At 67.4% G+C, this 16943-nt stretch carries 15 protein-coding genes; 7 read left to right on the top strand and 8 right to left on the bottom strand.

The genetic code is table 11. From position 1 onward, the window contains the following. Positions 1–29: 29 nt before the first annotated feature. On the bottom strand, positions 30–965 hold the full coding sequence (locus N5C88_RS07910) for a LysR family transcriptional regulator (RefSeq protein ID WP_280015094.1): 936 nt from the start codon (positions 963–965) through the stop codon (positions 30–32). Positions 966–1142: 177 nt separating this feature from the next. Here N5C88_RS07910 and N5C88_RS07905 point away from each other — a divergent pair, with 177 nt between their 5' ends. The 6 genes from N5C88_RS07905 to N5C88_RS07880 all read left to right on the top strand — a co-directional run bounded on the left by N5C88_RS07905 (position 1143) and on the right by N5C88_RS07880 (position 6522). Further along, a complete protein-coding gene (locus N5C88_RS07905) occupies positions 1143–1850 on the top strand; it encodes a hypothetical protein (protein ID WP_280015093.1) in 708 nt (235 codons plus the stop codon). Between the two features lie 54 nt (positions 1851–1904). Continuing rightward, entirely contained in the window at positions 1905–3290 is a 1386-nt protein-coding gene (locus tag N5C88_RS07900) for an MATE family efflux transporter (RefSeq protein WP_223283495.1), read from the top strand. A 131-nt stretch (positions 3291–3421) separates the two neighbouring features. Further along, a complete protein-coding gene (locus N5C88_RS07895) occupies positions 3422–5047 on the top strand; it encodes a lytic murein transglycosylase (protein WP_280015092.1) in 1626 nt (541 codons plus the stop codon). Next, positions 5044–5646: a class I SAM-dependent methyltransferase gene (locus N5C88_RS07890; RefSeq protein WP_280015091.1), complete on the top strand. Its 603-nt coding sequence runs from the start codon at positions 5044–5046 to the stop codon at positions 5644–5646. Before N5C88_RS07895 ends, N5C88_RS07890 begins: the two co-directional genes overlap by 4 nt. Positions 5647–5754: 108 nt before the next feature. Beyond that, entirely contained in the window at positions 5755–6327 is a 573-nt protein-coding gene (locus N5C88_RS07885) for a GNAT family N-acetyltransferase (RefSeq protein ID WP_059372686.1), read from the top strand. 9 nt (positions 6328–6336) lie between these two features. Further along, positions 6337–6522 (top strand): oxidoreductase-like domain-containing protein, encoded by a 186-nt coding sequence (locus tag N5C88_RS07880; RefSeq protein WP_054452636.1) that lies wholly within the window; start codon positions 6337–6339, stop codon positions 6520–6522. Positions 6523–6529: 7 nt separating this feature from the next. On the opposite strand, the gene N5C88_RS07875 is transcribed toward N5C88_RS07880, so the two are convergent. From N5C88_RS07875 to N5C88_RS07845, 7 genes are all read right to left on the bottom strand, one after another. Then, entirely contained in the window at positions 6530–6967 is a 438-nt protein-coding gene (locus N5C88_RS07875; protein WP_059372691.1) for an acetyltransferase, read from the bottom strand. Positions 6968–7031: 64 nt separating this feature from the next. Next, entirely contained in the window at positions 7032–8771 is a 1740-nt protein-coding gene (locus N5C88_RS07870) for a M14 family metallopeptidase (RefSeq protein WP_059372694.1), read from the bottom strand. Positions 8772–8805: 34 nt separating this feature from the next. Beyond that, positions 8806–9675 carry an ABC transporter permease gene (locus N5C88_RS07865; RefSeq protein WP_118934718.1) on the bottom strand — a complete coding sequence of 290 codons (870 nt, stop codon included), beginning with the start codon at positions 9673–9675 and terminating at the stop codon, positions 8806–8808. A gap of 5 nt (positions 9676–9680) precedes the next feature. Further along, positions 9681–10604 carry an ABC transporter permease gene (locus N5C88_RS07860; protein WP_054452620.1) on the bottom strand — a complete coding sequence of 308 codons (924 nt, stop codon included), beginning with the start codon at positions 10602–10604 and terminating at the stop codon, positions 9681–9683. 211 nt (positions 10605–10815) lie between these two features. After that, positions 10816–12348, bottom strand: coding sequence for an ABC transporter substrate-binding protein (locus N5C88_RS07855; RefSeq protein WP_251881796.1), 1533 nt, complete (start codon positions 12346–12348; stop codon positions 10816–10818). A gap of 55 nt (positions 12349–12403) precedes the next feature. After that, positions 12404–14257, bottom strand: a complete 1854-nt coding sequence (locus tag N5C88_RS07850; RefSeq protein WP_059372713.1) for a dipeptide ABC transporter ATP-binding protein — start codon at positions 14255–14257, stop codon at positions 12404–12406. Positions 14258–14266: 9 nt separating this feature from the next. Further along, positions 14267–14779 (bottom strand): winged helix DNA-binding protein, encoded by a 513-nt coding sequence (locus N5C88_RS07845; RefSeq protein WP_059372716.1) that lies wholly within the window; start codon positions 14777–14779, stop codon positions 14267–14269. Between the two features lie 445 nt (positions 14780–15224). Here N5C88_RS07845 and N5C88_RS07840 point away from each other — a divergent pair, with 445 nt between their 5' ends. Then, positions 15225–16931 (top strand): ShlB/FhaC/HecB family hemolysin secretion/activation protein, encoded by a 1707-nt coding sequence (locus N5C88_RS07840; RefSeq protein ID WP_280015090.1) that lies wholly within the window; start codon positions 15225–15227, stop codon positions 16929–16931. Positions 16932–16943: the final 12 nt, after the last annotated feature.

The raw sequence follows: 16943 nt of genomic DNA, 5'->3' as shown, positions 1-16943 counted from the left end.
CCAGAATAACGCGCAACGCGCCGCCAGGCTCAGGCCGTCAATGCGACCGCGTCGGCCTGGATGGCGAGCTGGAGCTGGGCGGCGAAGGCGCGCGCCTGCCGTGTGCTGGGACGGTCGCGGCGCCAGATGGCGGCCAGCGGCGATTTGCGCAGGACCGGCCTGTCGGCCAGGACTACGAGCTCGCCGCGCGCCTGCCGGATAGCGGCCACGCTGCCGGGCAGCATCCACAGGTACAGGCCGTCCAGCAGCATTTCGCGGCCGAATTCCAGCGACAGGGCGCCGATCATATCCGGAATCGCCAGGCCGGCCTGGCGCAGCGACATTTCCAGTTCGCCGCGGATGCGGCTGCCGGGCAGGGCGGTGATCCAGGGATAGGCCACGTAGTCGGCCAGCGTGGCGCCAGGCTGGCCGGCCAGCGGATGATGCGTGGCGCAGGCCAGCACCACGGGATCCTCCAGCAGCGTGGTGGAGCGATAGATCTGCGGATTGACGGTGGACGAGAAGCGGCTGATCAGCACGTCCAGCGCGCCGGCGTCCAGGTCCTCGATCAGCCGTTCATGCGTGCCGATCTCGATGGTGAGCGTGATGCGCGGATAGGCTTGGCGGTAGGCGCGCGCGGCCTCGGCCACCGGCCAGCCCGCGAACATCGAAAAACAGCCTACGGTCAGGCTGCCTTCGTCGCCGCGCGAGACCGCGGCGAGATCGATCTCGGCCTTGCGGAAGTCGGTGAGCAGCAGGCGGGCATGGCGGCACATGGTCTCGCCCAGCGGCGTGCAGGTGGTGCCCTTGGCAGTGCGCTCGAACAGCCGCGCGCCCACCAGTTCTTCGATCTCGGCGATGGCGCGCGACAGACCCGACTGCGTGCTGTGCAATTGCGCGGCGGCCTTGGACAGGTTGCCCAATTCGGCGACGGTCAGCACGATTTCCAGATGCCGGATGCGGAGCTTGCCTCGGAACGGTGTCATGGCGCGGGTCGGAAGGGAGATGCCGATTATTCTCTCCCGGCGCGTGCTTGGCAACGCGGGGCGGGTTAGGGCCGCGCAGGTTTCGGCCGGCCGGGTTTCGGATATAGTTCGCGCCAGACCGATAGTCGGAGGCGCCGCCTGGGCCAGCGCGACGGCCGGCAAGAGCAGAGGGCAGGCATGAAGACAGCGGTGCGTGGCGCGTGGAGAGTGGGCAGGCTTGCGGCGGCGGCGCTGGCTGCGCTGGCCTTGAGTGGCTGCGGCGCATCCCGGGTCGACGGCGTGTCCGTTGCCTGGCCTCCCTTTCGAGACGGGACGCTTGCGGCGTTGCCAAGGGATCCGGCCCAATGCCCGGATCTGGCCGGCGTCTATCGGGCGCAAGGCGAGTTCGTGTCTGGCGACCGCGAGGCCGGCGCATCGATGGACCTGCGCAATTTCCTGCAATATCCCCTGGACCTACCGGGCATGGGCGACAACCCGTTGCCGGAATGGCGCTCCGGACCCGAGGCCACCGTGGCTTTCACGGCCGCCGCGGACGGATGGGAGATATTGGCGCTGGACGGACAGGGCGCGCGCGCTTCCGGCCGCCTGCCGCAGTTGAACGGTATGCCGGATCCTGCCGCCCTGCCTGGCGCGGCCCGGCCCTCCAGGCCGGACGGCATCCGGCGCCTAGGCGGTTGCACGCAGGGCCGGCTGTGGATCAGCGTGCGGCACGACTGGCGCCAGTACGAGTCCATGGGAGTGCGGCGCCACGTGGCGCTGCTGCGGCCCCAGGCAGGAGGCCTGCTGGTGACCGTGCAGCGTGAATCCGACACCATCGGCCTGCTGCCTTGGTATTCGAATGACGGCAGCGTGTACCAGTATTGGTTCGCGCCCGCGGGCCGCTGAGCGCGGACCCGGCAACTTTCGCGCGGCCTTGGCCGCGTTCCATCCAACAGCCTCATGACGTCTGAAAACTCGTCCTCCGCCGCTTCCGATCCGCGCGCCCGCTTCGTCTCGGGGCCGATGGGTCCGCATGTGCTGGAAATGGTCCTGACCGGCTGGGCCAGCATGCTGGCCGTGTTCGCGGTGGAGTTCCTGTCGCTGCTGTACCTGGGCACGCTCAAGGACGAGGCGGTGCTGGGCGCGGTGGGCTTCGGATCGATGACGCAGTTCACCATCATCTCGGTCTGCATAGGCGTGACCGTGGGCGGCACGGCCCTGGTGTCGCGCGCGCTGGGGGCGGGCGATGCGCCGCGCGCCCGCGCGCTGGCGGGCGCCTCGCTGGTCCTGATGGCCGCCGCCGCGCTCGTGTCCGGCGCCTTGTTCCTGGCCGTGATCGGCCCCTACACGGCGGCCATCGACCTGGCAGAGGACGTGCGCGCGCATCTGCTGTCCTACGTGCTCATTACGACCCCGTTCGCGGTCGTGATGGGCGTGGGCATGATGTTGTCCAACCTGCTGCGCGCCGCGGGCCGTGGCCGCCAGTCCATGTGGGTGCTGCTGGCGGGGACGGCGACGGTCGCGGCGCTGGACCCGCTGGTCATTTTCGTGCTGGACGGCGGCATGGAGGGCGTGGCCTGGGCCGGCGGCGTGGGCCGTCTGGTCACGGTGGCGCTGGGCGCCTGGCTGGTGTTCGGCAAGCATCGCCTGGTGGCCTGGCCGGCCGGCGCGGCGCTGCGCGCGCACCTGGCTGCAATCGGGCGGATCGCCTTGCCTGCCGCGCTGACCACGCTGGCTACGCCCGCGGCGGTCATTTTCACCCTGTCCACCTACGCCGGCTTTGGCTCCAGCGTGATGGCGGGCGCCACCGTGGTGGACCGGGTGCTGCAACTAGCCTATGCGCTGTTCTTCGTGCTGCCGGGCGCCATCGGGCCCATTCTTGGGCAGAACCTGGGCGCGGGGCAGTGGGACCGCGTGCAGGAGACGGCGCGCCTGACCGCGCGCTGGTCCTTGATGTACGGCTTCGGCGTGGCGGTCGTGCTGGCCGTGCTGGCGCCCTGGATGCCGGATCTGTTCCAGGTGAGCGGGCCGGGGCGCGACCTGATCGTTTTCTTCTGCCGCTACGGCAGTTTCGCGTGGGCGCTCAACAGCCTGTATTTCGTCGCCATCGCGGTGTTCAACAATCTGGGCTATGCCGCGTACTCCACCGCGATCGGCTGGCTGCGCGCCACCGTGGGCACCTTGCCCTTTGTCTGGCTGGGCGCGCATTACGGCGGCCCGGAAGGCGTGCTGGCGGGGCAGACCGCGGGCTTTGCCCTGTTCAGCCTGATCGCCATGTTGCTGTGCCGACGCGTGCTGCGTGCGCCGCCCGCGAGCGTGGCGGTGCAAGCGCGGCAGGCAGCCTAGGGCGCTGCGAAGCCGCTTCCAGCCTGCAGGGCGTTTGAGTGGCAGTGCTGGCGGACCCGCCCTGCGGGCCGTTCGATTTTGACGCCCGGTCGCGGTACGATCCCGGCTGACTTCGATTTTTCAGGATTGCCATGCGTCAGCGTTCCGTACGCCTTCGAATCGACACCTTCTCCCGCGTGCTGCTGGCCGCGGCCGTCACCGCCGCCGCTGCCGGCGCCGCGCAGGCGCAGGGACCAGCTTCCGCCACCGGATCGCGCGCCCAGCCCGCGGTGCCGGTGCAGACCCTGCCGGCCCTGACGCCCAAGCGCAGCTTCGACGACACTCCCGCGCCTGCCGCCAACACGCCGGCGGCTCCGGTCGATGACCGCGCCGGGCAGGCGCTGCCTCCCAGGTCGGCGGCGCCCGCGCCGGCAACCCTGCCTGCGCCCGCCGCCTTGCCCGCACCCGCTGCGGCCACGGCAGCCCCGGCAGCGACCGCAGCGCCTGCTGCGCCCGCCGCCACCGCTGCGCCCGCCGCCACCGCCACCCCCGCTCCCACGGTCATCATCCCGACCGAACTCGACACCAAGGCCTGCATCGCCAAGCTGCGCAAGGGCGCCACGGCCAACGGCCTGACCGTGGCCGATTGGGACAAGTACACCGCCAACGCCAAGCTGCTGCCCACCACGGTCGCATCCGCCAAGGGCCAGCCCGAGGGGCGCGAGGCCTGGTGGGATTACATCGCCAAGACCGTGGACGAGGAGCGCGTGCGCGACGGCCTGGGCGTGCTCGCCAAATATGGTCCGCAGCTGTCGGCCATCAGCCAGCAATACCAGGTGGATCCGGCCACGCTGGTCGCGATCTTCGGCATCGAGACCAACTACGGCCGGCAGGTCGGCAAGACCAATGTGCTGGACGCCTGGCTGACGCGCGCCTGCACCGAGAACAAGCCGCTGTGGGAAAAGAACGCCTACGCCTCGGTGCGCCTGCTGCGCGACGGCGTGGTGCCGGCGGACAGCTTCGTCGGCTCCTGGAGCGGCGCTTTCGGCATGACGCAGTTCATCCCGACCTCGTTCTATGAGCTGGCCGCCGATGGCGACGGCAACGGCAAGATCGATCTCTACAACTCGCTGCCCGACGCGTTGGCGTCGACTGCCAATCACCTGCGCAAGCGCCGTGCCAAGTGGACGCACAGCCTGCCCGCCGTGATCGAAGTGCGCGTGCCGGCCGAGCTGGCCGCCGCCATTCCGGCCTCGCCCGAAGCCGAATACGTGGGTTCGCAGGATCGCCGCACGATCGCCCAGTGGGCCCAGGCCGGCGTGAAGCAGGGCAACGGTTCGGCCTTGAAGCTGGCGTCGGGCAACGACGAGCAGGCCTATCTGTTCGCGCCCACGGGTTCCGCCGGCCCGGTGTTCCTGGCGACCGTGAATTTCGACGCCATCCTGCATTACAACCAGTCGCGCCGTTATGGCCTGGCGGTATCGATGCTGCTCAATCGCCTGCAGGGCGGGCCGGATCTCGTCGCGGCCTGGCCCACGGACGACCCCGGCTTGTCGCGCGCGCAGATCAAGGAGCTGCAGGAGATGCTCTACGGCCTGGGCTACGACGTGGGCGTGGCCGATGGCATTCCGGGCAGCAAGACCCGCGACGCCGTACGCGAAGAGCAGGTCAAGCGCAAGCTGCCGGAAGACGGCCGCGTGGGCAAGCGCATCTACGACGCCATCAAGGCCACCTGGCCGCCCGCGGCGATCCAGGTTCGGCCGACAACCCAGCAATGACAGGGGCTTCCGGCACGCAGGGCTACGGTGAAAACGCCGCGGCCCTGGCAGACCAGTACGAGAGCATCACGTTCGCGGACGTGCACCGCGACGTGGCGCACCTGATCCCCGCGGCGCCGTCGCGCATCGCCGACATCGGCGCGGGATCGGGGCGCGACGCTGCCGCGCTGGCGCGGATGGGGCATTCGGTGGTGGCGGCCGAGCCCACGCCCGGGCTGCGCCAGGAGGGTCAGCGCCGCCATGCGCTGCCCAACCTGGAATGGATCGACGACGCCTTGCCGGAACTGGCCGTGCTGCGCGGTCAAGACCGGGCGTTCGACGTGATCATGCTGACGGCCGTGTGGATGCACCTGGACGCCGACGAACGCCGCCAGGGCATGCAGGCGCTGGCCGCGCTCTTGGCGCCGCAGGGCCAGATCCTGATGTCGCTGCGGCACGGCCCGGTGCCTCCTGGCCGCCGCATGTTCGACGTGTCCGCGCAGGAAACGATCACGCTGGCGGCCGGCCACGGCCTGTCCTCGCACCATCTCAGTTCGCGCGAAGACATGCTGGACCGCGCCGACGTGCGCTGGAGTTTCCTGGGCCTGCGCCGCACCTGAAAGCCATGCCCCGGGGCCGGACTCGGCCTGGGGGATTCGTCCGTTGGACGATGGGCCGGCGGGCCGTCCGCCGGTATCATGTCCGCCACGCCATTTCTTCAGCCTTCCATGTCCGCCGCACTGCTCCCCGACACTTTCCAGACCGCCCGGCTGCAAGCCCGGCGCATGGACGAAACCGATTATTCCTTCATTGCCGCGATGCATGCGGACGAGCGCCTCATGGCCACCATGGGCGGCACCCGGACAGACGCGGCCAGCCGCCGTTATCTGCTGCAGAACGTCGAGCATTGGACCGAGCTGGGCTACGGCATGTATGTGCTGGCCGACCGCGCCAGCGGCGCGCTGGCGGGCCGGGCGGGCTTGAAGCGCACCCAATCTCGGGGCCGCGACGAGGTCGAGGTCGCGTATGCCTTCCTGCCCGCGAGCTGGGGCATGGGATACGCCACCGAAATCGCCCATGCGCTCCTGGCGCTGGGATTCGGCCGCTTGCCGGTCGAGGCGCTGTCGGCCGTGGCGCTGGAAGAGAATGCCGCGTCCTGCCGGGTGCTGGAAAAATGCGGCATGCGCCAGATTGGCGGTGCGGGAGCAGGCGGCGCGGGCAAGCGTCTCTACGAAATCCGCCGCGCCGAATGGCCGCTGCCGGACGCGGGCGCGGCGGCCGGCGCCGGCCATCGGCGCTAAGATTGGGATATGAGCACCAAGCAGATCCCCGACGACGACCCGCAGCCCGTTCCGCCCGTCGCGCCCGAACCCGAAGAGTGTTGCAACAGCGGCTGCATCCCCTGTGTCTATGACACCTATAACGAAGCCATGGACGATTACCGGGAAGCGCTCAAAGCCTGGCGGGCCAGGCATCCGGAACAGTCCAAGGGCTAGGCGCCCGTCAGCCCGCCAGCTTCATGTGGATGATGGGACGAGGGCGACCCGCGTCGTCCTGTTCCGAGCGGCCCACGTCCTCGAAACCGTAGTGCTTGTAGAAGCCGTGGGCCTGGGGATTCTGTTCGTTCACGTCCACCAGCAGGGTGCCGTGCAGCGAACGCGCGAAGTTCAGCAGGCGCCGGCCTGCTCCCTTGCCGCGCTTGTTGGCATCCACGAACAGCATCTGGACCTTGTTGCCGTTCAGGCCCATGAAGCCGGCAACTTCGCCGGCATCGTCCTCACAGACCCAGACCCGCACCGAAGGCAGGTCGGTGTTCAGCACCTGCGGGTACATGGCCTGGATTTCCTTTTCCGTCAGGAACGTGTGGGTGGCGCGTACCGAACGGAGCCAGATGTCCACCAGGGCCAGGTCATCGCCGTGGTTGCGTTCTCGGATATTCATTTTTCTAATGGTTTTACAGGTCGGGTGCCGGCGCGGTCCTTGGCTACGCCGGTCTTTTTTGCCGCTAGAGCCCTGCGCGGTAGAGCTCGGTCGCCGCCAGGACGGTTTCCATCTGTACAGTATGCGCGAAAACGAAGCGGTCGCCGTAGACGGTTTCATCCGGAAACTCGGAAATCAACGCCATGGGCAAGTCTTCGCGGTCGCTTTCGCTGATCTGCACCGGGATGCCGTTCAGTACGTCGAATCCGGTTTCGAGCGCGTGCGCCTGGAATAGTTCAAGTTGCCGCGCGTTGAACTCGACCAGGCCGGGAACGTTGCGGGCCAGCCTGGCGGTAACGCCCTCGATCAGGCGGCGGGCGCGGTCGCCCCAGCCCGGGTGATGGCGCAGCACCAGGAAGAAGCCCTTGGGGATGGTCCACAGCTCGAAATGGCGCGGCAGGTAGCCGGATAGCGGCCGGGTCCATTCATGGGCGGGATAGCCGTGCAGGTTGATGTGCAACTGCGCGCCGCTGATGGCGTGCGCCTGGTGGCGGCCTTCGCGTTCGAAGAACGGGGCGCGTTCGCGGTAGGCGATGTCGTCGCCCAGCGCGCTGTAGCGCGAGGCATGCAGCATGTGGCGCGGATGGTGCGCGCGCAGGCGGTTGAACAGCGCGTAGCCGTCCGGATTTTCGGCGGCGATCAGGGCGAAATGCGCGTCGCCGCGCTCGGCCAGCGTCTGCGCGGCGCGCAGGGCGCCGACCACGCCGGAAGTTTCATTGGCGTGCTGCGCGCCCGAGATGAACACTGCGGGGCCGGGACCGCGCAGGTACGTACCCAGCACCGGACGGCCCTGGCGCGATACGGCCTGGAAGGTATCGCCGCCGAACGCCGCCATGCAGCTGGCGATCTGGCCGGCCGACAACGGTTCGCGGACCTGGGCCAGCGGCGCATCGAGCGGCGCGGGCGCAACGGGCGCCAAGGCGTCGAAATGCTCCAGCGATATCAGCACGCGCGCTGCGCCGTCGTGGCGGCGGATGTCGGGAATGATCTGGCCGGGTTGCAGGCCGCGGTCGCCGGACGGGCGGCCCGAGTGCTTCTGGAAGTGTTCCAGCAGCGAAAAATAGATGTCTTCGTGCAGCGCTTCGAAGGTGCTGACGATTTCCTCGTCCACCGGCAGGGCGAAGTCGATGCCCGGCAGGTCCACGCGGATTTCCAGGCGCTCGAAATAGGGCTCGTGCGCGCCCCAGGCATGGCTGCGCACCGTGTCCACGATGGCGCGGAACGCCTGCTGGTATTCGGTGGCCTGGGCGGCATCGGTCTGCAGCGCGCCTTCGGCGTCGCGCACGCGCAGCCAGCCGGTGGGCGACAGCTCGGGCGTGCCATCCTGGGCGTAGCCGACCTGGTTGGGCGCATAGACGCGGGTATCGAGCTTGCGGCCATCGGCGTAGCGCAGGCTGACGTCGTAGTGCAGATCGTCGGCGCCGGGCTGCATGGCGACGTCCACGCCTTGCAGCAGCGCGATGAGCGGATAGGCTTCCAGCGTGAAGCGCTTGGCCTGGGCGTGTTCGTGCAGCGGATAGCGCACCACGACGGACGCCAGCCCTTCGCGCTCGACCTCTTCCAGGAAGTAGTGCAGCAGCGGCTTGTAGGCGCTGCGAAAGCGCGCGGTGACGCCGGCTTGCGCCAGGCGCTCCTGGGCCGCGCGGCGCGCCTCCACGCCTTCGAACAGCCAGCCTTCCACGACCGCGCCGCGCCAGGCCGGCGCCATGTAGGCATGGGTCCAGGCGTCCAGCGTGCGGTCGAATGTTTTTTCCAGCAAAGACATACTCGATATTCCTTTCAGGCGGACCGGGGCGGCTTCAGACCTTGCCGGTCGGGTCCAGGCGGTCGCGCAGCCAGTCGCCCAGCAGGTTCAGGCCCAGCACCGTCAGCATGATGGCCAGGCCCGGAAAGACGCTGACCCACCAGGCCGTCTGCATATACGTGCGGCCGTCGGCAAGCATACCGCCCCAGCTCGGGATCATGGGATCCACGCCCAGGCCGAGGAAGGTCAGGCTGCTTTCCAGCAGGATGTTGTTGGCGACGTTCAGCGTCATCAGGATGACCAGCGGCCCCAGCAGGTTGGGCACGATGTGGTGGCGGATCATGGCCAGGTCGCGCACGCCGAAGGCGCGGGCGGCCAGCACGAACTCGCGCTCGCGCAGGGCCAGGACCTGGGCGCGCACCAGGCGCGCATACTGCACCCACTGCGACACGATCATGAAGAAGATGACGTTGAACAGCCCGCCGCCCAGGATGGCGATGAAGGTGATGGCCACCAGGATGAACGGCAGCGCCAGCTGCACATCGGCAAAGCGCATGACGATCATGTCCCAGAAGCCGCGGTAGTAGCCGGCGATCAGGCCCATGACGATGCCCAGCAGCGCGCCGCCGACGACCGAGGCGAAGCCCACCGTCAGCGAGATCTTGCCGCCGACGATGACGCGGGCCAGCACGTCGCGGCCCAGCGGGTCGGTGCCGAAGGGGTGGGCCGCCGAGGTGAAGGGCGCCATCAGGCGGGCGGCCAGGTCCATGGCTTCGCCGCCGTCGGGGAACAGCCAGCCGGAGGTCAGCACCAGCACGATCATGGTGCCGGTCAGCAGCGCGCCCAGCACGAATTCCAGCGAGCGGTAGCGGCTGCGGGGCTTGGCCGCCTTGGGGGCGGCGGCGGTGGGGGTAGTAGTCTGCATAAGGCTCAGCGCGTGCGGATGCGGGGGTCGACGATGCCGTAGGCGATGTCGACGATCAGGTTGACCAGGACGATGACGGAGGCCAGCACGGTGACCGTGCCCTGCAGCACCGGGTAGTCGCGGCCGGAGATGGCGTCGAACGCCAGCGTACCCAGGCCGGGCCAGTTGAAGACCATTTCGATGACCACGATGCCGCCGATCAGGCCGCCGAATTGCAGGCCCAGGTAGGTGATGAGCGGAATCGCGCAGTTGCGCAGCGCGTGCTTGTACAGCACCACGCGTTCCTTCAGGCCTTTGCTGCGCGCCACCATGATGTATTGCGCCGACAGCGTTTCCAGCATGGTGGTGCGCACCAGGCGGATGTTGGTGGCGCTGAGGATGATGGCCATCGTCAGCGACGGCAGCACCAGGCTGGCCGGCCCGCTCCAGCCGGACGGCGGCAACAGCGGGAAGGTGATCGACAGCAGCAGCACCAGCATCAGCGCCAGCCAGAAATTGGGAAAGGACAGTCCCACCAGCGACAGGATGCGGATCGCCTGGTCCGTGGTCTTGCCGCGCTTGATCGCGGCCTGGATGCCCAGCGGCAGCGAGATCAGGATCGACGCCAGCAGCGAGGTGAAGGCCAGCATCAGCGTGGCGGGCAGCGCATCGCCGATCAGCTTGGCGACCGACGTGCCGCCCATGAAGCTGCGGCCGAAATCGCCATGCAGCAGCCCCTGCATATAGGACAGGTACTGCTCGTAGAACGGGCGGTTCAGGCCCAGCGCCTGGCGGATATTGGCCAGGTCCTGCTCAGTGACGCTGCCCGAACCCTGGCTGAGCATCAGCGCGGGGTCGCCGGTCAGGCGCACGGCATAGGAGACGAGCAGCGTCACGGCCACGATCACGAAGACGGCCTGCAACACGCGTTTGATGAGAAATCCGGTCATAAGTCGCCGTCCCGGCTTACGCCGGAACGGTCGGTGGGGTTAATGCGTCAAGGCAGCGCCCAAAGCATTTCAGAAAAACTCTTTAGTTGTTCATAGCGCCATCGCACCATGAGCAACCAGTCCTCCCCCAGCGGGATGCCGCGGATCCGGGCTCTGCCGGTCCGCAGGCATGCCCCCTGGGGGGAAGCGCGCAGCGCTTCGGGGGGGGGCGTCAGTCCACAGAAGCGTTCAGGAAACGGAAGCGGATGTCGCCCGGCACTTCCAGATCCTTCACGCGCTTGTTCACCCCGACGATCGTGTTCAGGCTGTACAGCGGCATTTCCAGCGCCTGGTCGGCCACGTAGCCGGCGATCTCCTGCAGCATGGCTTCGCGCTTCTTCACGTCGTAGACCGTGCGCTGCGCTTCCAGCATGCCGTTGAGCTTGGCGTCGTTGTCGTACGGGTTCCACTTCTGGCCCGTGTGGTACATCAGGTAGGCCGTGTTGTCGTAGTCGTAGGTCCAGCCGCCCCACTGGTTCTGCCACATTTCGCCGGTCTTGCCGCCGGGGATGATGTCGTTGAGCAGCACGCCGGTTTCATACGGCTTGATCGTGGCGCGCACGCCCACGCCTTGCAGGTAGCCCGAGACGGCCTGGGCCACTTCGCGGAAGTTCGAATCGCTGCCGCGCACGTCGATCTGCACGGTGGCGCCCGGCTTCACGCCGGCGGCGGCCAGCAGCTTCTTGGCTTCGGCGGGGTTGAAGGGCAGGGGCTTCTGCTCGGGGTTGTAGCCGAAGGACTGCGGACCCTGGAAGCTGGCGATGGTCTTGGCCTGGCCCAGCAGCAGCTGCTTGACGATGGCGTCGCGGTCCACGGCCATGATCAGCGCGCGGCGCACGTCGCGGTTCTGCGTGATGCCGCTCTTGGTGTTGTAGCGCAGCGCGAAAGCGACCGGGCCGCCGGTGGAGATGACGTCGGCGTTGCCGGACTTCTTCACGGTTTCGATCAGGCCCAGCGGAATCAGGGTGGCGACGTCGATGCGGCCGGCCTGCAGTTCGGCGACTTGCGTGCCCGGCTCACCGATGAAGCGGTAGACCACCTTGTCCAGCTTGGGCTTGCCGCCCCAGTAGTCGTCGTTGCGCGCCAGCGTCACGTTGACCTTGGGCTGGTAGCTTTCGAACTTGAACGGGCCGGTGCCGACCGGGTTGGTGTTGAAGTTGTCTTCGCCCTTTTCCTTGATGTATTTGGGCGGCACGATCATGGCGCCATAGCCGGCCAGCTTGGTCAGCAGGACGGGATCGGGCTGCTTCAGGATGAAGTCCACGGTGTATTCGTCCACCACCTTGATCTCGCCGATCGAGTCGTAGTTGGACTTCTGCGGGCCCTTGGCGCCTTCCGCGCCCAGGAGGCGCTCGAAGGTGAACTTCACGGCTTCGGCGTTGAAGGGTTCGCCGTTGTGGAACTTGACGCCTTCGCGCAGCTTGAAGCGCAGGCGCTTGTTGTCGTCCAGGTATTCCCAGCTGGTGGCCAGGCCCGGCTGCAGCTTCAGGTCGGCGCCGCGCATGGTCAGGCCGTCATACAGGTTGCTGCCCACCGAACCCCAGAAGGTCACGAAGGTGTCGATCGGGTCCCAGCTGCCCGGGTCCTGGTTGATGGCGACATTGAGCGTGCCGGCGGCGTGAGCGGTCACGAAGACGGCGGGCAGCGCGCCGCCCAGCGCCAGGGCCAGGGCGGTGGCGGTGTAGGTTTTGCGTAGGGAGAGCATGTTCAACTCCAGGAACGGGAAGCCGGGCGGGCCGACGTGAAAAAGGGGTTGCGGCTCAAGCCGCGCGGGCCACCTGGTGGCCGGGCGCGAATTCAACCAGGGGAATGATGGCGGGCTCGTCGCCGACGCGCCGCACCGGGCTGGGGATCTCGCCTTCGATCAGCGAGGTGTCGATGTGGCGGCCGGGTTCGGCCACCGGCACGGCGGCCAGCAGCTTCTTCGTGTACGCGTGTTGCGGCGATTCGAAAATCTGGCGGCGGGTGCCGAGTTCGACGATCTGGCCCAGGTACAGGACCGCGACGCGGTGGCTGACTTTCTCCACCACCGCCATGTCGTGCGTGATGAACAGATAGGACAGGCCGCGGTCCTTCTGCAGATCCATCAGCAGGTTCAGGATCTGCGCCTGGATCGACACGTCCAGCGCCGACACGGATTCGTCCGCGATGATCAGTTTGGGATTGCTGGCCAGTGCGCGCGCAATGCAAACGCGCTGGCGCTGCCCGCCCGAGAATTCATGCGGGTAGCGCTTGGCGTGTTCGGGCTTCAGGCCGACCTGCTCCAGCAGTTCGCCGATGCGGCGGGCGATGGCGTCTTCGCTGGTCAACAGGCCGTGCGTGCGGATCGGCTCGGCGATGCTGAACGCCACCGTCTTGCGCGGATCCAGCGAGGCGTAGGGATCCTGGAATATGTACTGGATCTCCTGGCGCAGGCGCTGGCGGCCGGCGCTGTCCATCGAGAAAATGTCCTGGCCGTTGTAGCGCACGGCGCCCGAGGTCGGCGCCACCAGCTGCTGCAAGGTTTTGCCGATGGTGGACTTGCCGCTGCCGGACTCGCCCACCAGCGCCAGCGTTTCGCCGGGATAGACGTCGAAGCTCACTTCCTCGACGGCGTGCACGCGGTGCGTGACCCGGCCGAAGAAGTTGTGGCCCACGTCGAAGCGGGTGGTCAGTTTTTCCACGCGCAGCACGGGCTCGTCGTAGCGCGCGGTGTCCTGCTCGCGCGTCTCGCCCACTTCGCGCAGCGTGTCGCCTTCCAGCACGGTCTGCGGCGTGCGCAGCGGCAGGTCGCGGCCGGTCAGGCTGCCCAGGCGCGGCACCGCCGCCAGCAGCGCGCGGGTATAGGGATGCTTGGGCGCGTTGAAGATCTCGTCCACGGTGCCTTGCTCGACCTTCTTGCCGCGCAGCATCACGACCACGTCGTCGGCCATTTCCGCCACCACGCCCATGTCGTGCGTGATGAAGATCACCGCGGTGCCCAGGTCGCGCTGCAGTTCGCGGATGGTGTTCAGGATCTGCGCCTGGATGGTGACGTCCAGCGCGGTGGTCGGCTCGTCGGCGATCAGCAGGCGCGGCTGGCACGACAGCGCCATCGCGATCATCACGCGCTGGCGCATGCCGCCCGACAGCTGGTGCGGGTAGCGGTCCAGCATCTGTTCGGCGTCCGGCAGGCGCACCTTCTCCAGCAGTTTGCGCGCCGCCAGGCGCGCGGCCGAGCGCGACAGCTGCTGGTGCAGCATGATGGCCTCGACGATCTGGTCGCCGACGGTGAACACCGGGTTCAGCGAGGTCATCGGTTCCTGGAAGATCATCGCGATGTCGTTGCCGCGGATGGCGCGCATGTCCTCATCGGAAGCCGCGGTCAGGTCGATCTCGCGGTCGGAGTCGTCGCGGAACAGGATCTGTCCCGTGGCGATGCGGCCGCTGGTGTAGTCGGTCAGGCGCATGATGGCCATGGACGTGACCGACTTGCCCGAGCCCGACTCGCCGACGATGGCCAGCGTCCTGCCGGGGCGCACCTCGAAATCCAGGTTGTCGACGGCGCGGAACACGCCATTTTCGGTATTGAAGTCGACCGACACGCCGCGCACGGACAGCAGCGGAGCGGAAGAAGATGCGGTGGTGCTAGACAACGTGGATTCTCACAGGGAGGTGGCGGCGCGGGCGGCCTGGTCGTACAGGCCCGAGAGGGCGCGCAGGGTGTTGGCCAGCTGATGGCTGGCGTCGTCCGCCGTGGGGGAGTCGATGAAGGGTTTGACGAGGCATTGCTCGCGCACTTCAGCGTAGCGCTGGATGGCGGCCGCGCCAGCGTCGGTCGCCGTGTAGATCACTTCCTTGCCCGTCTTGGCGCTTTGAACCACGCCCAGGCGCTCCAGCTTCTTCAACGAGTAATTCACCAGGTGGGTGTCTTCGACGTTGAGCGTGAAGCAGATGTCCGCCAATTTCTTGCCCCGGCCGCGGTGGAACACGTGGTTGAGCACCAGGATGTCCAGCGAGGTCAGCTCGGGCAGTCCGGCGCAGGCCATGCAGCGCACCATCCAGCGGTTGAACGCGTGCGAGGCGATGATCAGGCCGAATTCGACTTCGGAAAGCTCGGGGGCTGAAGAGGCCAGATGGGAGGAGGAAACAATGGCGTCCCGGACGGATACAGGCATGGGCTGGCAGGGGGAAGGGGACGGATCGGCGATAAAACGTTGGCGAATTATTGACGATTTGTTGATATGTCCGTATCGGGGATAACCCGTGTGCAAGCGGCCGGTCCTAGGTTTTGCCGCCAGATTTCGGACTTCTCCTATTTGCCCGCGACGCGTGTCCGCGTAAAAAACACTGCCGGCTCGCGGGCTTCGAGCTGCTTGCGATTTGTTTCACATCAAACCGCTCCTGCTGCGATCGTGATAGTTCCGAGCTGCGGAACTATGGCATTCACGCATCAATTTGCGCTTCTTTATGCTCTAAGTTCAACCAATTCCGTTAATTTATGAGCTTATACATTCAGATATTTATTGTTATTAATTGTGCTTTAAGGCAAACTCGGAAAACATTTGGTTTCACAAAGCGATAACAAGGAGCGCCGCGCACGTCCGCAGGCGCCATACCGGCATGAATCACTATTGGCGCCTGCGCATGGCCGCGGGCATGTTGGCGGCTGGCTTTTTCCCGGCTGGATCCGGCGCGCAATCTCTGCCCGAGGCAGCAGTGCGCGCCACCGAAATCGAACGTCGCCAAGAGCAGGAACTTGGGGCGCAGCGCGCCCGAGCGGCCGAACGGCCGGACGTGCTGTCGCCCGCCGCGCCGGTAGCCGGCGGCCTGGTCCTGCCGGTCGAAACGCCTTGCTTTGCCCTGAAGGAAGTGGTTTGGGACGGAGCGCAGCCTGCCGAATCGCTGGCGCGGGCAGCCGACGCCGTCGTTGGCCATTGCGTGGGCGGCCTGGGGTTGCGGGCCTTGCAGGAACATCTGATCGGCCTGCTGATCGATCGCGGACTCGTCACCGCGCGAGTGGTCGTGCCGGAACAATCCCTGGCCGCGGGCACGCTGACGCTGCGCTACCTGCCGGGCCGCATATCCGCCGTCAAGGGCGAGGGCGCCATCGGCTGGTGGCGCACGGCCCTGCCCACGGGGCCGGGCGGTGAGGTGAACCAGCGCGACCTGGACCAGGCGCTGGAAAACATCCGCAGGCTGGGCAGCCAGGCCGACGCGTCCATCGACGTCGCGCCCGGGCCGGAGCTGGGCGATTCCGACATCCTCATCCGTCCCGGCACCGGCAAGCGCTGGCATGGGTACATCGGCGGCGACAACGCCGGCATGGACGCCATCGGCAAGTACCAGGTCAACGCCGGCCTGACCCTGGACTCGCCCCTGTTCCTGTACGACCAGCTGTCGGTGTCGTGGAACAGCAATGCGCGCTGGCGCGACGCCGAGTCGAACACGCGCGCCGCCTCCCTGAACTACAGCATTCCTTTCGGCTACTGGACCTTCTTCGCCGGCGCCAGCAAATCCACCTACCGCCAGACCGTGGCCGGCTTCGATGAACCCATCATCTACGGCGGCACCACCAAGCAGGTGCAGGCAGGCGTCTCGGTGGTGCCGTATCGCAGCGCCACCTACAAGGGCACGGCATCGCTGACCCTGCTGCGCAAGCGCACCACCAGCACGCTCAACGACGTGGACATCGAGGTGCAGCGGCGCGACGTCACCGGCTACGAGTTCAACCTGGGGCATCGCCACTATCTGGGCCGCGCCGCGCTGGACGTCGGCGGGGGCGTGCGCGGCACGCTGACCGGGCTGTCCGACCGGCCGGGCTACGTCTATGGCGATCCGGATTGGAACGGGCGCAGCACCATAGTGTCGGCCAATGCGGGCCTGTATCTGCCGTTCGAATTGGCGGAGCAGCCTTGGGCTTACCAGCTGAATTGGCAGATCCAGCACGCCAAGACCCCCATCGTGCCGTCCGACTACTTCACCATCGGCAACCGCTATGCGGTGCGGGGTTTCGACGGCCAGATGACGCTGGCCGCCGAGGACGGCTGGACCTTGCGCAACGACTTGTCGCTGGGCCTGGACAAGCTGCTGCGCGTGCCTGGCCACCAGTTGTACACGGGCCTGGACGTGGGCCGGGTGGGCGGCCCATCGGCGGCGTCGCTGTCCGGCCGCACATTGGTCGGCGCCGTGGCCGGGCTGCGCGGACGGCTCGCCATGCCCTATGTCAACGCCAGCTATGACCTGTCTGCCGGCTGGCCGCTGAAAAAGCCCGAGTCCCTGAAAACCGCCTCGACCGTGTTCGCGGCGGTGCTGATGTTCGAGTTCTGATCCGGCGGCCTT

Source organism: Achromobacter sp. GD03932, assembly GCF_029839485.1.
GTDB classification, from domain to species: domain Bacteria; phylum Pseudomonadota; class Gammaproteobacteria; order Burkholderiales; family Burkholderiaceae_B; genus Achromobacter; species Achromobacter bronchisepticus_A.
This window is presented reverse-complemented; position numbering and strand designations above follow the sequence as displayed.